Genomic DNA, 14,524 nt, shown 5'->3' with positions numbered 1-14,524 from the left:
GTCATGATGGGTACACTTCTACCACAACTCCTCAGACAAGTAGAGAGGTCCTCGGGTGATACCGCAGGTAAGGCGCCAGCCACTGGCGGCACAAGCGGCCGAACTGCTGCTCGCACGGATCCGGGCGGGCGAGTGGCCCTTGGGGCATCGATTACCGGGCGAGACCTTGCTCGCCGCGCAATTGGGGGTCGGGCGGTCGACCGTGCGTGAGGCGATCCGGGAACTCGCGGGCAAAGGGGTGCTCGACAGCAGGCAGGGCGCCGGTGTGTTCGTCACCGCGCTCGACGTCACCGAGGACTGGGATGTGGTGCTGCGTGGCGCCACCATCGTCGCGGTGATCGAGGCCCGCATCGCCATCGAGGCGGAGGCCGCGGCCCTCGCCGCCCAACGACGGACACCCGCCGACCTGCGAGCAATCCGGCGAACCCTGGCGCAACGCCGCGTCGAAGGTCGGCCCGTCGCCGATCACGTCGATGCCGACATGGCCTTCCACCGTGCGGTCGTCGTCGCCGCGCACAACGATGTCCTCACACAGCTTTTCGACAGCCTTCTTCCGCGTCTACGTCTGGCCATGATCGACATGCTCGAGCTTCGCCCGGTCCGCTCCGAGCAGGACGACCAGCACGCACACGAGCAACTCGCGCAGGCGATCGCGGATCGAACACCAACTGCCGCAGCGGAATTCAGCCGCACTCACCTTTCCGCCCTGAAGGAGGCCTTCACATGACCGCCAGCCCCGTGATCGAACTGGACGATGTGACCTTCCGCCGGGACGGCAAGAAGATCATCAACGGGATCTCGCTGACGGTGCGTGCCGGACAGCACTGGGCGCTTCTGGGGCCCAACGGGGCGGGCAAGAGCACACTGCTGGGATTCTGCGGTGCTGTCACATTTCCGACGACGGGGATCGTGCGGGTGCTCGGGGAGCAGTTCGGGCGGGTCGAGTTGGCTCGGCTGCGGCGCTCGATCGGGCATGTGAACCCGCGGCATCGGCTGCCGCACGCCCTCTCGGTGCGTGAGGTCGTGCTCACCGGCGTCACGGGCACGATCGACACACCGATGCGCTGGTCACCGAGTTCCGGCGACCTGACCCGAGCCGAGCGGATCATCGACACTCTCGGCCTGTCCGGCAAGGCCGACGACCTCTGGCCCACCCTTTCCCAGGGTGAGCGCGGCCGCACTCTCATCGCCCGGGCCCTGATCAGCGACCCCCGGGTCCTGCTCCTGGACGAACCGTCCACCGGCCTCGACCTGGCCGCCCGCGAACAACTGCTCACCACCCTGGACAGCCTCGATCGAACCCACCCCGAAGTCGCCTCGATCCTGGTCACCCATCACCTCGAGGAACTGCCGAGCACCACCACCCACGCCTTGCTCATCGCCGACGGCCACACCGTCGCCGCGGGCCCGGTGACCGAGGTCATCACCACCGCCCACGTCTCCACGGCCTTCGCCCACCCGATCGAAGTCCGCTACGACGGACGCTGGAGCGCCCGCGCCCGCTGACCGCCGCCGACGGTCTTTCCGTGATCGGATACCGCGCCGGCATCGGCAGGCCAATCGCAGTATTGCCCTTTGTGATTCCAGTTCAGGCCATTCGGACAGGTCTGCACGGTCGGCACGTTGTTCGAGCATTCGACGTACTTCGTGACGTCTCCGGGATAAGGGAAGAGTCCGTCGGGTTCGGGGCAGCTGAAGGCGGCGATCTCGAATCCGGTGTCCTCCGCGAGAGCAGGCGACGCGGCAACGAGTGTGAGGGCGGTACCGAGAACAAGTCCGGCTGTGGGCACAGCGAGAACACGGGCGAATCGCACGGTCGTCTCCTTCAGGTTCTTTTCGAGGCGATCAGGACGTCGTCGGCTACCTGTGGCTGTGCTATCGCATCCCGCTGCCGACAGGGTCAATGCGCATTCGAGACACGCGAGCAGGGCGAACCTAACCGAGTGACCGTGAAACCAGAACACGACACGCGACGCCGAGACGGGCCCGAGATCGGCCATGCGCGTTCGGTTTCTGCCAGGTCGTGCTGATCAACGCCCGTGGCCCGGCTCGCGGCTCGCGGACCCGAGCGAGCATAAGGACCCACCCGGCGGCCGGTCATAGACTGATCGCATAACTCTCGTCGAAGTGCGATCCCCACCTACACCACCCCTCGTATCGACAGGAGCAGCCCATGATGTCTGTCCGGAGAATCCTCGCCGCCCTCACAGTCGCCGCGGCGGCCGCCACCACCGGTACGGTCCTTTACGCGGCACCGGCCGCCGCTCAACCTTGTCCTGAGGGCAAGCTCTGCCTGTGGGTCGATCCTGACGCCGGAGGCCGAGCGCTGACCCTGGGTGCGGGGCAGAACATCGCCGGGCTGGAGCAGCCGTACTTCCAGAACGTCAACAGCCTGTTCAACAACACCGATCAGAACGTCTGCTTCTACACCGACCCAGACTTCACCGGGGACTCCGTAGGCGTAGCCGGACACCAATTCATCGGCGACACGGAGACCGAGCTCCCCATCGGCAGCAACATCTCGTCGGTGCGCTGGGAAACCTGCTAGGACACCGCGCTGTCGAGGATCGAGCGGGCGAGGGCGTCGGGGGCCTCGAGCATCGCGAGATGCCCGACTCCGCGAAGGTATTTCAGCTCGGCACCCGGCACCGCCTCGTAGTGGTGCGCCGACGCCGGGTCCCAGCGAGGATCGGAATCCCCGAAGATCACGAGGAGGGGCTTTCCGGCGTCGATGAGGCGCTGGGGTACGGGCCGCGCCGCGAGGTAGTCGACGTTGGCGGAAAGAATCGCACGGAAAGTTCGATACGACATCGCGCGCAAGTCGGCCACGGCCCCGTCGGGCACCGTGATCGTCGTCGCCGCAGTCGCTTCCAGTCCGCGACGGATCATCGAATCGGTGCGCACCGCCCATACGAACGGACCGAACGGCGGCGAGGTGAGTGCCCGGACGATCGCGGGCTCAGGGAGCAGCGCTGCCGGATTCGGCCCCGTGCTGACCAGGACCAGCTCGCCGACCAGATCGGGACGACTCTCGACGAGGGCAGTCGCGACATACCCGCCGCTGGAGTGACCGACCACCCTCAGATTTCGGACGCCGAGCTCGTCCAAGACCTTCGCCACCCGATCCGCTTGTTGCGCAACGGCGTACGTCGACGCCGCTTCGGACCGGCCACATCCCGGCAGGTCGATCGTGATCACCCGATATTTCGTGGCGAGCGACGGCACCACCGGTGCCCACATCGAACCGGTTGCGCCCGAGCCGTGAACGAGCAGCAGGGGCGGTGCGGCCGGGCTCCCGTCGACGACGACGTGCAACCCGCGGATTGTCGTGTCCTCGCGTGGCTTGGTGGGACTCGATTCGCTCATACCACCAGCTTTGCCGTCGACCTGTTACGCCGTATTGGACAAATGTCAGACCATTTCACTCCGGTTAGCCTGGGATGCATGAGCGCAGCGAGCCGATGGGACTGGAGTCGGGTCGATGTCGCTGTGCCGGGCCGAGTGCCGATGCCGGGAATCCAGATGGCGGGATTCCGGTACCACGGGGATGCCGCCGTGGAAATCACCATGATCCCGCATCCCTCGGTCACGCTCCTGCTCGACCTCAGCGAACACGGAGTCGGGTACGACGTTCTCGGACGCCGGGTCGTCGGGAACGTGATCATCGGCCTCCACGCAGGCCCGCTACGCATCACCAGCACAGGCGTCGGTGACGTCCTGCAGATCCGCATGTCCCCCGTCGTTGCCGCAGCGATTCTTCACGACACCGGCATCATCGGCGGCACTGTGACACCGCTGCCGGACCTGTGGGGCAGCGAAACTGCCATTTTTACCGAGCGGCTCCGTGCGACGCCGTCGTGGAACGAGCGGTTCGCCATCGTGGCCGCATTCCTGCGAAACCGGGTGCGTCGCGGTTTCGGTGTAGCACCCGAGATCACGTACGCCTGGGACCGGATCGTCCGCAGCCGAGGCCGGATCCGCATCGAGACCCTTGCCGCGGAGACCGGCTGGACCCGCCAGCGACTCTGGTCCCGCTTCCGGACCTGTATCGGGGTCTCGCCCAAGCACGCGTCCGACCTGGTCCGCTTCGACCATGCCGCCCACCTCCTGGTGGCAGGGCGCTCGCCCGCGGACGCCGCCGTCGAGGCAGGCTATGTCGACCAATCGCATTTTCATCGTCGCACCAAGGCGATCACCGACATGACCCCGACCGTCGTCGCGAAGGCTCCGTGGCTCGCGATCGACGAAGTGGCCTGGCCGACAACCTGATTCCTGTCCCGGCCAGGGCAGCCTGCGGTCTCCGTTCGGGCGCGACACGATCCCGTCCGCCGTGGGCGGTGTCGCGGAGTACCGGTATCGACGGCAGCTACCGCGCGCACATGACTCGCGAATCGCGCTGCTGCGTGGGTCTGGGTCAGCGCAGGGTCAAGGGCGTCTCCGATTCGATCCGGGTCAGTTTGTGTGGGTTGCGGACGAAATAGAGGCCGGTGATGCGGTCGTTGTCGACCCGGAACGCCATGACTCCATCGATCTCGCCGTCCAATCGGAAGACCAGGGCCGGGCTGCCGTTGAGCAGAGTGAGATCGATGACGATCGAGGCCTGGGTCCTGCCGATTCCGCCGAGGATGTAGCGGACCACGTTCTCCGCGCCTGTGACGGGCCGCAATGCCGCGCGCTTGACCCCACCACCGTCGCTGACGAGGACGACCTCGGGGGCGAGGACGTCCAGCATGGCTTGCGGGTCACCGGAGTTGAGGGCACTGCGGAACGACTCGAGTGCGGCCCGGGTTTCGGCGGCCGAGACCGTCATTCGGGGGCGGCGGGCATCGACGTGTCTGCGGGCGCGGTGCGCGATCTGGCGGACGGCGGTGGGCGTTTTGCCCACCGCGACGGCGATATCGTCGTAGCCGATCTCGAATACCTCGCGAAGCACGAAGACCGCGCGTTCGGTCGGTGACAGCGTTTCGAGGATGAGCATCGTCGCCATCGACAAACTCTCGGCGAGTTCGAGGTCGGCAGCCGCGTCCGGCGCGGTCAGCAGCGGCTCGGGCAGCCACGGACCCACATAGGATTCCTTGCGACGGCTGATCGTGCGCAGCCGATTGAGTGACTGCCGGGTCGTGATCCGCACCAGATAGGCCCGCTGGTCGCTCACCTGCCCCAGATCGACCTTGCTCCAGCGCAGCCACGTCTCCTGCAGAACGTCTTCGGCGTCGGCGGCCGATCCGAGCATCTCGTAGGCAACGGTGAACAGCAGATTGCGGTGCGCGACAAAGGCTGCGGTCGCCGGTTCCGGTGACCCGTCGTTCGGTGGAGTGTGCGCTGCGTTGTCCTCTTCCTCGGTCCCTCAGGGAATCAGGATGACCTGCCGACCATCTCTCCCCGGCGGTGTGGACACGAGACACCGCATAACCGCGCGCTGTGACACCGCAGTGAGGCAGGTCACGTCACGCCGCAGCGGTGTCACGCCACCGGTGCCGGCGGTGTCTGATGCGCGACGGGCTCGCCTCGACCCTCATCCGAAGGAGAACTCCATGAACCTCACACTCTGGATCACCACCGGGCTGCTCGCCGCACTCGCCTTGCTGGGCGGCATCACGAAAACATTCATGCCCAAGGACAAACTCGATGAACTCGGCAGAAAATCCGGCGGCGGATGGACCGAACACGCAGGCAGCGGTTTCGTCAGGACCCTCGGAGTCCTCGAGATCCTCGCAGCGGCCGGACTGATTCTGCCCGCCGTGCTCGATATCGCACCGGTGATGGTGCCCGTCACCGCCGCATGCTGGGTGCTGTTGATGATCGGGGCGATGATCACCCACGCCCGCTATGGGCAATACAAATACGTCGCCCTGAATTTCGTCTACCTCGCGGCGGCCGCGTTCGTGGCCTGGGGTCGCTTCGGCCCCGAATCCTTCACTGCCTGAGACACGCGCCGCCCGACCCGAGCAATAGTTCGGGTCGGCGTCGTGCAGTCGATCAGCCCGGCGCCATTCGGCTCAGATGTTCCCACTCCTGGTACAAACCGGCCCGGGTTCGGTCCAGTTCTCGGACCTGGTCGAAGGAGCGGCTGCCGACGATCAGGCGCCGGGGCGGGTCCGGCAGTGCTGCCAATTCCAGGATCACCGGGGCGGCGGTGCTCGGATCCGGACCTGATTCCTCGCCCCACATCTCTTCGAGTTCGGTACGCAGGTCACCATAGTGCGGCAGAGGTTCGGTCAGAGTCATGCCTGTGGTGAACAAATCGGTTGCGTAACCACCCATTTCGACGATGGTGACCTTGATACCGTGCCGGTCGACCTCCATGGCCAGCGCTTCGCTCAGCGAGTCCAATGCCACCTTGCCCGCACCGTAGAAGCCGACCGTTGCCATGCCACCGGCGCTACCCATCGACGTGACCTGCAAGATGCGGCCGCCACCCTGCGCGCGCAGATAAGGAAGAAACGCCTGGGACACCCAGACGGCGCCGAAGAAATTCACGTCGAGATGAGCTCTGATCTGCTCTTCTGTCGCTTCCTCGACCATGCCGTAAAGCATCCCGCCCGCGTTGTTGACCACCACGTCGAGCCTTCCGAAGGCATCGAACGCCTGGCGCGCGCCGTCGAATACCGCCGCACGGTCGGCGACGTCGAGTGGGAATCGCACCAGCGTTTGCGGATAGCTGGCAGCCAGATCGTCGAGCGGATCGATGTTGCGGGCGACGGCAATCACGCGATCCCCCGCACTCAGTGCTGCCTCAGCGAATGCGCGGCCAAGACCCCGAGATGCACCAGTGATGAACCAAACCTTGCCGGTGGTCATGTCGACCCCTTTCCTCACATGAGACGGACCGTCTCGGTTCGGTTATCTTGACTCGGGGCGCCTTCGTTGTCAACCGAACCGTCTCGTCTCGGTTGATTGATAAGCTGCCCCCATGACCGATGCTCAGGGAAGTTCGCGGCGCAGCGAGCGTTCGCGCCAAGCCATCCTCGCGGCCACCCGCGCATTGATCTCCGAGGTCGGCTACACGAAGGTCTCCATCGAAGCGATCGCGGCACGCGCCGGGGTGGGCAAGCAGACGATCTACCGGTGGTGGCCGTCCAAGGGAGCTGTCATCTTCGACTCGTTCCTGGATCTGAGCACAACAGGGGACGGGCCACAGATGGAGCTACCCGACACCGGGGACATCGAGGCCGACCTGAAGCTGGTCATGCGTGCCACCGCCGCGGAGTTCGCAGACCCGGATTTCGAGCGTCCGATTCGCGCCCTCGAGGTCGAGATCGTCAACGACCCCGAGCTCGCTGCCCAGTTCCGCGAGAAGCTCGCGCGTCCGGTGGACGAAGCGAAGAAGGCCCGCTTGCGCAGCGCACAGCGGGCCGGCCAACTCGACCCCGGCGCTGATCTCGACCTGGTCCTGGAGGTGCTCTACGCCCCGTTGTTCCAACGGTGGCTCCACAGGTCCGGGCCGCTCACCGCCGAATACGCCGATTCCCTTGTCGATGTCACGCTGCGCGCATTTCGGGCTCCAGCAGCGTGACCGCCGCCCGCTGCACCTGCCCGACGATCTAACGAGCAGGCAGCTGCACCGACACGCGCAACCCACCGCCCGGGCGCGGGGTGAGAGTGAGAGTGCCCGCGTGGGCTCGGGTGATGCTGTCGACGATGGCCAGTCCCAGGCCGACGCCGGAATCGTGGGTGCGAATGCGTTCGGACCCACGCTGGAACGGTTCGACGAGTGTGGAAACCGTTCGTGGAGTGAGGTTTTCGCCCGTGTTCTCGACGGTGAGGAGCACCGAATCAGGCTGGTGCCGAGTGGTTGTCCACGCGGTGCCGCCGGGCAGGTTGTGGACTATCGCGTTGTGAACGAGGTTCGTCGTCAGCTGCAGGAGCAGGGCGTGCGAGCCGACGGTGGGGGTCGGCTCGCCTGCGGTTTCGAGGGTGACGCCGTGCTTTTCGGCGAAGGGGATCAGCGTCTCGGTGGCTTCTTCGGCGAGCAGGGACAGGTCGACGGGCTCGGGTGTGAACGACCGCTGGTCGGCTCTACTGAGCACGAGCAGGGCTTCGGTGAGATCGATGGCCCGGCTGTTGACGGTGTGGAGGCGTTCGATCAGATCACCCGGGTCGTCGGGGGGATCGTCACGAGCCACCTCGAGCATGGTTCGGGTGATCGCCAAGGGGGTGCGTAGTTCGTGGGATGCGTTGGCGGCGAACCGCTGGTTCTCGGTGACGTGGGCTTCCAGCCGGGCGAGCATGGCGTCGAAAGTGTCGGCCAGTTCACGGAATTCGTCGGCGGTGCCGGCGAGCTGGATGCGGTGCGACAGGGAGCCGTTGGCGGCCAGGCGGGCAGCGGCGGTGATCCGGGTGAGTGGGGCGAGCATTCGTCCGGCCAGGAACCAGCCGCCGACGAGGCCGAAGACCATCAGGAAAAGCAAGACGGCGGCCATGAACGGCGCGAACGAGCGGAGCAGCAGCCCCCGGTTGATCCAGAAGTTGCCGGAGGTGTCGATCCATCCGGCAGGCAGGTAGTACAGATAGAAGACCAGGACGGCGACGAGTAACAAAGTGCCCGCGAGCATGACGAAACCCGCGTAACTGAGGGTGAGCTTGAGGCGGACACTCAGCCCGGGTGCCCTATCCACCGTCACCCCCCGTACTGATGCGGTAGCCGACGCCGGGAACGGTCGCGATGATCCATGGTTCGCCGAGACGTTTGCGCAGAGCCGAGACGGTGATGCGGACGGCATTGGTGAACGGGTCCGCGTTCTCGTCCCAGGCGCGCTCCAGGAGCTCCTCGGCGCTCACGACACCGCCGTCGGCCGCGACGAGCACCTCGAGCACCGCGAACTGTTTGCGCGTCAGCGCGACGTAGCGGCCGTCGCGATAGACCTCGCGACGGAACGGGTCGAGACGCAGGCCGGCGATTTCGCGGACGGGTGGCCGGCTGTGGGCGCGCCGGCGGTCGAGGGCGCGCAGGCGCAGGATCAGTTCGCGCAGATCGAACGGTTTGGTGAGGTAGTCGTCGGCGCCGAGCTCGAAACCGGTTGCCTTGTCGTCGAGGCGATCGGCGGCCGTGAGCATCAGGATCGGCAGCCCGCTGCCGGCGGCGACGATGTGTTCGGCGATCTCGTCGCCGGACGGGCCGGGGATGTCACGGTCGAGGACGGCGATGTCGTAGGTGTTGAGATCGAGCAGCATCAGTGCCGTGTCGCCGTCGCCCGCGATGTCGGCGGCGATGGCTTCCAGGCGCAGGCCGTCGCGGATGGCCTCGGCCAGATAGGGTTCGTCCTCGACGATCAGTACACGCATCGCTCTCGATTCTTCCAGCGGGAACATATCGTCGGCGTATCGAAAATCGCATACGTGCGTGCAACGCCGCATTGTCTTGACTGACTGCATGAATCAGAGAAATATGCGGGGAATTCTAGCGACTGCTGTCGCCGCTCTTGTCGCGGCAGGCGCTGTGGTGTTCTTTGTCCACCAATCGCCGGAGCGGTTCTCCGCCGTCGCGTTGTCGATCGATATTCCACGTGGCGACCCTGGTTCGCCCGGTGCCGGGGTCTTCGACGACCAGTCCCCCTCCGTGGCCAATCTCGATCCCGAATTGCTCGATGCGCTCCGTCGCGCCGCCGTCGACGCGGGTAGCGAGGGGGTGGAATTCGTGGTCACCAGCGGCTGGCGGTCCGCGGAACACCAGACACGGCTGCTGCACGAGGCGGTCGGCAAGTACGGGTCCGAGGCCGAGGCCGCCCGATGGGTGGCCACCGCGGAAACCTCCGCGCATGTGTCGGGTGACGCGATCGACATCGGACACAGTGCGGCGACGGCGTGGTTGTCCGCCCACGGCGCCGCCTACGGGCTGTGCCAGATCTACGACAACGAGCCCTGGCACTACGAACTGCGCCGCGACGCCGCGGAAAACGGGTGCCCGGCACGGTTTGCCGATCCCACCGAGGACCCGAGGATGCAGCGGTGACCCGCGCCGCCACGCTCGTGGCGTTTCGGTTCTGCGTGGTCTATTTCGTTCTGTTCTGCTTACTGAACACCTATATCCCCTTCGCGTTGCTCGGAATACTCGGGCGATGGGTGCGCCGTTATGTGAGCCCGTGGGATATGGCGTTGACCGACCCCGTCACCGGGTGGGTGGGCCGGACGTTCTTCGGCGTCGATGCGGTGCAGCACAAGGATTCCGGTGCCGGTGATCAGGCGGCGGTGTGGGTGCTGGTGCTGTGTCTTCTGGTCCTCGCGGTGGTTGTCGCCGCAGTGTGGACGGCATTCGATCGCCGCACGGCCTACCCCCGGCTCACCGCCTGGTTTTCCCTCTTCCTGAGGTTGTGCCTCGGTGCGCAGATGGTGGGGTTCGGGTTCGCGAAGCTGATCCCGACCCAGATGCCCGGGCCGTCGTTGGCGCAGCTGCTGCAGCCGTACGGCGATCTCAGTCCGGCCTCGGTGCTGTGGTTGCAGGTGGGCAGTTCCCCCGCATACGAGATGTCGCTCGGTGCTGTGGAAGTGGTGGCGGGTCTGCTGCTGTTCTTCTCCCGAACGATGGTGCTCGGTGCCCTGTTGTGCTTGCTCAGCACGGCTCAAATCCTGCTGCTGAACATGACGTTCGACATCCCGGAGAAGTTGCTCGCCGCGCATTTGCTGTTGATCAGCGTGGTGCTGCTCGCACCCTATCTGCGGCGGCTGTTCGATGTCTTCGTACTGCAGGGTGGTTGCGCGCCGCTGTCGCTACCGTCGCTCTTCGCCGAAGAACGGAAGAACCGCATCGCGAAGTGGGTGGTGGCGGGCCTGGGACTCTGGGTCGCGCTGGCCGGCGGGTACGACCGGTGGGTGGTGTGGCAGGAACAGCACGGGGCGGGTAGCCCCAAGTCCGAGCTGTACGGGATCTGGGACGTGCGGGAATTCACCGTCGACGGCCAGGTCGCGCTGCCGCTCACCACCGACGGAACCCGTTGGCAACGACTGATTTTCGAACGTCCCGGGTCGGCAACCATTCAGCGGATGGATGGTGAATTCGTTCCGGTGGAGGCCGAGCTCTCCCCCGGCGGCCAGCTCGAACTCGCCCGACCGACAGGACCACTCGCGACTGTATCCACCCAGAGACCCACCCCCGACCTGCTGATATTGCGCGGGGAACTGCACGATCGCCCGCTCGTCGTCACCTTGGAACGCCTGGACCTCGACAGCTTCACCTTGCGCAGTCGCGGGTTCCACTGGGTGCAGAACTATCCGTACTTCCGCTAGCTGATGTGTCCATTCAAAACCGGCCCCAGCCGACGTTGGCCCAACCCGACCGACTGAAGATGCGGTAGTTGTTCGCCCTGGCCCACTGCTCGGCTGCGTCGTGCAGGAATCGCGAACCGCAGTTGAGGTAGTCCTCGGCCATGTGCTTGTCGCCGAAGGCTTGCAGCGCTTGGGCCAGCTTCGCCTCGGAGCCCGTCCGGCCGAGCTTGATAGCCAGGATCAGCAGTTCCCTGCGCTGTTCGCGCCGCAATACCTGACGCACGACTGCCGGGTTGTAGATCCGTTCCGGAAACTGGCCGAGCCGGGTGTACACCCGAAACCCCCGCTCACTATCGCGCCAGCTGCCGTCGCGGTTGAGATACCAGACGCCTTCGCGCAGCAGGTTCTCTACCTGAGCCAGTGAGCTCATCTCGGCAGGAGTGAGTCCCTCGTTATTGCGCAGATTCGCGTCGGCGCCGTAGGCCCGCAGATTCTCGATCGCTTCCTGCTGGCCGGTGTAGTACGCCAGATGCAGCGCGCTGTTTCCCTGCGCTGCCACCGTATTGATGGACGCACCGGTTTCGACGATTTCGCGCAGCCGCGCGGTATCCCCCGACGCCGCCACCGACAGCAGCTGATCGACCACGCGCTGACGGCGCCGCTCTCGGCTGCTGCGGACGATCAGCCAGACCAGCCACACCACCAGCGCCGAGCCGAGGAGCCCGATCACCAGCACTACGGGGCTGCTCACGCCACACCAGGGTGCCAGCGAATCCCGGTTTCCCGGCCCCACCGCTCGACGCGCGCGTGCAGCGGCTGCAGGCGGCCGGTGTAGATGGTGTGCAGATGCTCGCGGGCGGCGGGGCGGGACAGGTCGACATCCCGCACGGTCGCGGCGATCAGCTGCAGCTCACCGAGGAAGAGGTCGCGCTCCGTGGGCAGCTTCGACTTCTCCGCCGACGCCAGACGTGGATCGTTCAGCAGGGTGTCGTACTTGCGGCGGATCAGTTGATCGGCTGTCTCGATCTCACCCGTCAGCCAGGCGCGGTATTCCGTCGGCGACGCACCGACGGCCAGGATTTCCCGGATGAGCGGGGTCCGCACGACCTCGCGGACCAGATCGTCGAGCTTCTCGTTCGCCCTGCGCCACGCGGTGAAATCACCGGCCTCGTAGGCGGCCCGTGCCTCGGCCGCCACCCCGTCCTGACGGTACCGGAACGGCTGCGCCTCGCCGGGAAGGTCACGTTCGAGCCAGACCACCAGATTGGTGAGCGTGCCCATTCTGTCCTCGAAATCGGCCAGCGGCGGCTCCAGATACGCCTCGGGGCCATCGCTCTCCTGCAAGGTCTGCAAGATCGTCTCGGCTTCGAGCAGCATGTGGTGCGCTTTCGCCTGGTCCTTCGCGCCGACGATCAGCCCTTCCACAGCGACCAACCGCTGTTCGAGATCCGGTCCCGCCTTCGCCGACTCGGCCTGATGCACCTCGGGACGCACCTGGCGCCACGCGGCGTGCGCCCGTGCGGTCCTCGACCGGATCTCTGTCCACGACGCGACCTGACGGACCGGGATGTCGATGACGGCGGTGGCCGCCCGGTCCAGCTGCGGCAGCCGCACCGACGCGTGAATGGTCCACCCGACCGCGAATTCCAGGGACAGTTCGACAGCGGTTCCCGGAGCTACATCCTCGGGCAGGTCGTGGATCTGCACCGAACCGATCGGTATGCGGCCCTCGTAGAGCCGTACCCGCAAAGCGGTTCCCGCTCGCGCGGTCTCCAGATGCTGGCTGACGCGGTGTGGGATCTTGGTGCCCGCCTTCACGATTCGCGCCAGCCGACCGTCCACCAGCTCCACTGAGAAGTCGTGTGCGAGCACATCTCCCGCCAGGTCGAGTGCCGGCGTCTCGTCGTGTGCTGTCACGGTGAGGTGTCCAGTGTCGACTTGTTGCCCGGCGGCAAGCACTCGCACGGTGAAGGAGCTTTCGCCCTCGGCGACCAGCGGAACGTCGATGAACAGGAAAGCACCGTCACCGTTGACCCGCTGTTCGAGCGGTGCGCCGTCGGCGGTCTCCACCAGCACGAGCACCGGTTGACCCAGCTCGTCGGGACACCGCACCCGGCCGGCGATATCCACCGAATCGCCTTGCGGCACCAGCGGTTCCAATTCCAGGACCGAGCTACGGGTAGCGCGGCTCGCCGCCTTGAGAGCCGCACCGACCGCGACGACCAGTTCCGGATGGAACAGGCGCGGTGGGATACCGAAGCGTTGTTCCAGCAACGTCGCGACCAGCGGGATTCTCGACGAGCCGCCGACGAGCACGATTTCGTCGAGCGCGGCGTCACTCAACCGGGCCTTGGCCAATGCTTCGGCGCAATGGTCGAGGGTCGCGCGGAGATGATCTTCGATCATCCGATCGAATTCGGGCCTGCTGATGGGCAGGTTGATGGTCATCGGATTTCCGGACCGATCTTCCAGGTCCTGGCTGATGATTTCGGTCTCCGTCTCGCGGCTCAGTTCGTGCTTCGCCGCCTCGGCCAGACTCAGCAATCGCGCGAGCAATTCGGCGTCGCGTGGTTGGTCCGGCCGGAAACCGAGGTCGTAGCCGGGCAGTTGGGCGATCATCCAGTCGACGATGGCCTGATCGAAATCGTACCCACCGAGGTAACGGTTGCCGTCGAAGGAACGACTGCTGAATCCGCCGTCCGGGTCCCAGCTCACCACCGAGGTGTCGAAGGTGCCACCGCCGAGGTCGTAGATGAGAAACCGGCGTCCCTCGGAGTCCTTCATGCGGTACTCGTGCATGTGCGCCAACGCTGCCGCGACCGGTTCCATCAGCGTCTCGACCACCTCCAGCCCGGCCTCGGCGCCCGCCAGTGCGGTCTGTGTCTTCGCGCTGGTCTCGAAGTATGCGGGCACCGTGATCACGGCACGGTCGATCGGCACACCGAGCACGTCCTGCGCCATTGTTTTGAGATGACGCAGCAGGTGCACCGAGGCCTGCAGCGGTGTGATGGTCGCATGCCCCGCGGTGACCGGCTGATCGGTGCCCATATTGCGCTTGAAGAACATCGCGGGCGGTGAACCGGGATGGCGCGCTTTGCGTTTCGCGAGCGCACCGACCAGCGCGGTGCCGTCCGGTGAGATCCAGATCGCCGACGGTGTGGTCAGCGACAGGTCGGGATTGGCGAGGATCAGCGCTGACCCGAACTGCCGCAACCGGCGGCGGTCGATCAGCGCTTGTTTGTTCGGGATGTCGGCGTCGGCCGGAATGGCCACGCAGCAGTTCGTCGTGCCGAGGTCGATTCCGGCGACCAGCGTCATTCGG

Annotated in this window: 16 protein-coding genes; 8 read left to right on the top strand and 8 right to left on the bottom strand. The window is 65.9% G+C overall.

Annotated features, from left to right (window positions below):
• Nucleotides 1–55: 55 nt before the first annotated feature.
• On the top strand, nucleotides 56–727 hold the full coding sequence (locus HYG95_RS13560; protein ID WP_181698310.1) for an FCD domain-containing protein: 672 nt from the start codon (nucleotides 56–58) through the stop codon (nucleotides 725–727).
• Nucleotides 724–1,506, top strand: a complete 783-nt coding sequence (locus HYG95_RS13555; protein WP_181698309.1) for an ABC transporter ATP-binding protein — start codon at nucleotides 724–726, stop codon at nucleotides 1,504–1,506. Before HYG95_RS13560 ends, HYG95_RS13555 begins: the two co-directional genes overlap by 4 nt.
• On the opposite strand, the gene HYG95_RS13550 is transcribed toward HYG95_RS13555, so the two are convergent.
• Complete coding sequence (locus HYG95_RS13550; protein ID WP_181698308.1) at nucleotides 1,473–2,000, bottom strand: carbohydrate-binding module family 14 protein; 528 nt, start codon at nucleotides 1,998–2,000, stop codon at nucleotides 1,473–1,475. The genes HYG95_RS13555 and HYG95_RS13550 overlap by 34 nt on opposite strands.
• A gap of 173 nt (nucleotides 2,001–2,173) precedes the next feature.
• Between HYG95_RS13550 and HYG95_RS13545 the strand changes: the two genes are divergently transcribed.
• Nucleotides 2,174–2,548, top strand: coding sequence for a peptidase inhibitor family I36 protein (locus tag HYG95_RS13545; protein WP_181698307.1), 375 nt, complete (start codon nucleotides 2,174–2,176; stop codon nucleotides 2,546–2,548).
• Here the strand turns inward: HYG95_RS13545 and HYG95_RS13540 are convergent.
• Nucleotides 2,545–3,366 carry an alpha/beta fold hydrolase gene (locus HYG95_RS13540; RefSeq protein ID WP_181698306.1) on the bottom strand — a complete coding sequence of 274 codons (822 nt, stop codon included), beginning with the start codon at nucleotides 3,364–3,366 and terminating at the stop codon, nucleotides 2,545–2,547. The genes HYG95_RS13545 and HYG95_RS13540 overlap by 4 nt on opposite strands.
• Before the next feature lie 78 nt (nucleotides 3,367–3,444).
• Here HYG95_RS13540 and HYG95_RS13535 point away from each other — a divergent pair, with 78 nt between their 5' ends.
• The gene (locus tag HYG95_RS13535; RefSeq protein ID WP_255495302.1) at nucleotides 3,445–4,269 is read left to right on the top strand and encodes an AraC family transcriptional regulator; all 825 of its coding nucleotides are present in this window, start codon (nucleotides 3,445–3,447) and stop codon (nucleotides 4,267–4,269) included.
• A gap of 145 nt (nucleotides 4,270–4,414) precedes the next feature.
• Here HYG95_RS13535 and HYG95_RS13530 read toward each other — a convergent pair whose 3' ends face one another.
• Complete coding sequence (locus HYG95_RS13530) at nucleotides 4,415–5,233, bottom strand: RNA polymerase sigma-70 factor (RefSeq protein WP_255495301.1); 819 nt, start codon at nucleotides 5,231–5,233, stop codon at nucleotides 4,415–4,417.
• A gap of 301 nt (nucleotides 5,234–5,534) precedes the next feature.
• On the opposite strand from HYG95_RS13530, the gene HYG95_RS13525 reads away from it, so the two are divergent.
• Complete coding sequence (locus HYG95_RS13525) at nucleotides 5,535–5,927, top strand: DoxX family protein (RefSeq protein ID WP_181698305.1); 393 nt, start codon at nucleotides 5,535–5,537, stop codon at nucleotides 5,925–5,927.
• 52 nt (nucleotides 5,928–5,979) lie between these two features.
• Here the strand turns inward: HYG95_RS13525 and HYG95_RS13520 are convergent, their stop codons facing one another.
• Nucleotides 5,980–6,801 (bottom strand): SDR family NAD(P)-dependent oxidoreductase, encoded by an 822-nt coding sequence (locus tag HYG95_RS13520; RefSeq protein WP_181698304.1) that lies wholly within the window; start codon nucleotides 6,799–6,801, stop codon nucleotides 5,980–5,982.
• A 112-nt stretch (nucleotides 6,802–6,913) separates the two neighbouring features.
• Here HYG95_RS13520 and HYG95_RS13515 point away from each other — a divergent pair, with 112 nt between their 5' ends.
• Entirely contained in the window at nucleotides 6,914–7,516 is a 603-nt protein-coding gene (locus tag HYG95_RS13515; RefSeq protein WP_181698303.1) for a TetR/AcrR family transcriptional regulator, read from the top strand.
• A gap of 28 nt (nucleotides 7,517–7,544) precedes the next feature.
• Here the strand turns inward: HYG95_RS13515 and HYG95_RS13510 are convergent, their stop codons facing one another.
• Both HYG95_RS13510 and HYG95_RS13505 read right to left on the bottom strand, forming a co-directional pair.
• Nucleotides 7,545–8,618, bottom strand: coding sequence for a HAMP domain-containing sensor histidine kinase (locus HYG95_RS13510; RefSeq protein WP_181698302.1), 1,074 nt, complete (start codon nucleotides 8,616–8,618; stop codon nucleotides 7,545–7,547).
• Entirely contained in the window at nucleotides 8,611–9,285 is a 675-nt protein-coding gene (locus tag HYG95_RS13505; RefSeq protein ID WP_181698301.1) for a response regulator transcription factor, read from the bottom strand. The genes HYG95_RS13510 and HYG95_RS13505 overlap by 8 nt, the downstream gene beginning before the upstream one ends.
• An 88-nt stretch (nucleotides 9,286–9,373) precedes the next feature.
• Between HYG95_RS13505 and HYG95_RS13500 the strand changes: the two genes are divergently transcribed.
• Nucleotides 9,374–9,952, top strand: coding sequence for a M15 family metallopeptidase (locus HYG95_RS13500; protein ID WP_220139401.1), 579 nt, complete (start codon nucleotides 9,374–9,376; stop codon nucleotides 9,950–9,952).
• Complete coding sequence (locus HYG95_RS13495; RefSeq protein WP_181698300.1) at nucleotides 9,949–11,223, top strand: DoxX family protein; 1,275 nt, start codon at nucleotides 9,949–9,951, stop codon at nucleotides 11,221–11,223. The genes HYG95_RS13500 and HYG95_RS13495 overlap by 4 nt, the downstream gene beginning before the upstream one ends.
• Before the next feature lie 13 nt (nucleotides 11,224–11,236).
• On the opposite strand, the gene HYG95_RS13490 is transcribed toward HYG95_RS13495, so the two are convergent.
• Both HYG95_RS13490 and HYG95_RS13485 read right to left on the bottom strand, forming a co-directional pair.
• Nucleotides 11,237–11,938: an ankyrin repeat domain-containing protein gene (locus HYG95_RS13490; RefSeq protein ID WP_181698299.1), complete on the bottom strand. Its 702-nt coding sequence runs from the start codon at nucleotides 11,936–11,938 to the stop codon at nucleotides 11,237–11,239.
• Nucleotides 11,939–11,949: 11 nt separating this feature from the next.
• Nucleotides 11,950–14,520: an Hsp70 family protein gene (locus tag HYG95_RS13485; RefSeq protein WP_181698298.1), complete on the bottom strand. Its 2,571-nt coding sequence runs from the start codon at nucleotides 14,518–14,520 to the stop codon at nucleotides 11,950–11,952.
• Between the last annotated feature and the right edge of the window lie 4 nt (nucleotides 14,521–14,524).

The sequence above is a fragment of the Nocardia sp. GTS18 genome (assembly GCF_013839555.1).
Lineage (GTDB): Bacteria > Actinomycetota > Actinomycetes > Mycobacteriales > Mycobacteriaceae > Nocardia > Nocardia rosealba.
Note: the sequence above shows the minus strand (reverse complement) of the source record. Positions and strands in the feature narration are given on the sequence as shown.

What these genes read in the sequence shown, in the direction of transcription:
- HYG95_RS13555 (WP_181698309.1), top strand. Translation starts at nt 724, where the DNA reads ATGACCGCCAGCCCCGTGATCGAACTGGACGATGTGACCTTCCGCCGG.
- HYG95_RS13550 (WP_181698308.1), bottom strand. Translation starts at nt 2,000, where the DNA reads ATGGCCGATCTCGGGCCCGTCTCGGCGTCGCGTGTCGTGTTCTGGTTT.
- HYG95_RS13545 (WP_181698307.1), top strand. Translation starts at nt 2,174, where the DNA reads ATGATGTCTGTCCGGAGAATCCTCGCCGCCCTCACAGTCGCCGCGGCG.
- HYG95_RS13540 (WP_181698306.1), bottom strand. Translation starts at nt 3,366, where the DNA reads ATGAGCGAATCGAGTCCCACCAAGCCACGCGAGGACACGACAATCCGC.
- HYG95_RS13535 (WP_255495302.1), top strand. Translation starts at nt 3,445, where the DNA reads ATGAGCGCAGCGAGCCGATGGGACTGGAGTCGGGTCGATGTCGCTGTG.
- HYG95_RS13530 (WP_255495301.1), bottom strand. Translation starts at nt 5,233, where the DNA reads ATGCTCGGATCGGCCGCCGACGCCGAAGACGTTCTGCAGGAGACGTGG.
- HYG95_RS13525 (WP_181698305.1), top strand. Translation starts at nt 5,535, where the DNA reads ATGAACCTCACACTCTGGATCACCACCGGGCTGCTCGCCGCACTCGCC.
- HYG95_RS13520 (WP_181698304.1), bottom strand. Translation starts at nt 6,801, where the DNA reads ATGACCACCGGCAAGGTTTGGTTCATCACTGGTGCATCTCGGGGTCTT.
- HYG95_RS13515 (WP_181698303.1), top strand. Translation starts at nt 6,914, where the DNA reads ATGACCGATGCTCAGGGAAGTTCGCGGCGCAGCGAGCGTTCGCGCCAA.
- HYG95_RS13505 (WP_181698301.1), bottom strand. Translation starts at nt 9,285, where the DNA reads ATGCGTGTACTGATCGTCGAGGACGAACCCTATCTGGCCGAGGCCATC.
- HYG95_RS13500 (WP_220139401.1), top strand. Translation starts at nt 9,374, where the DNA reads ATGAATCAGAGAAATATGCGGGGAATTCTAGCGACTGCTGTCGCCGCT.
- HYG95_RS13485 (WP_181698298.1), bottom strand. Translation starts at nt 14,520, where the DNA reads ATGACGCTGGTCGCCGGAATCGACCTCGGCACGACGAACTGCTGCGTG.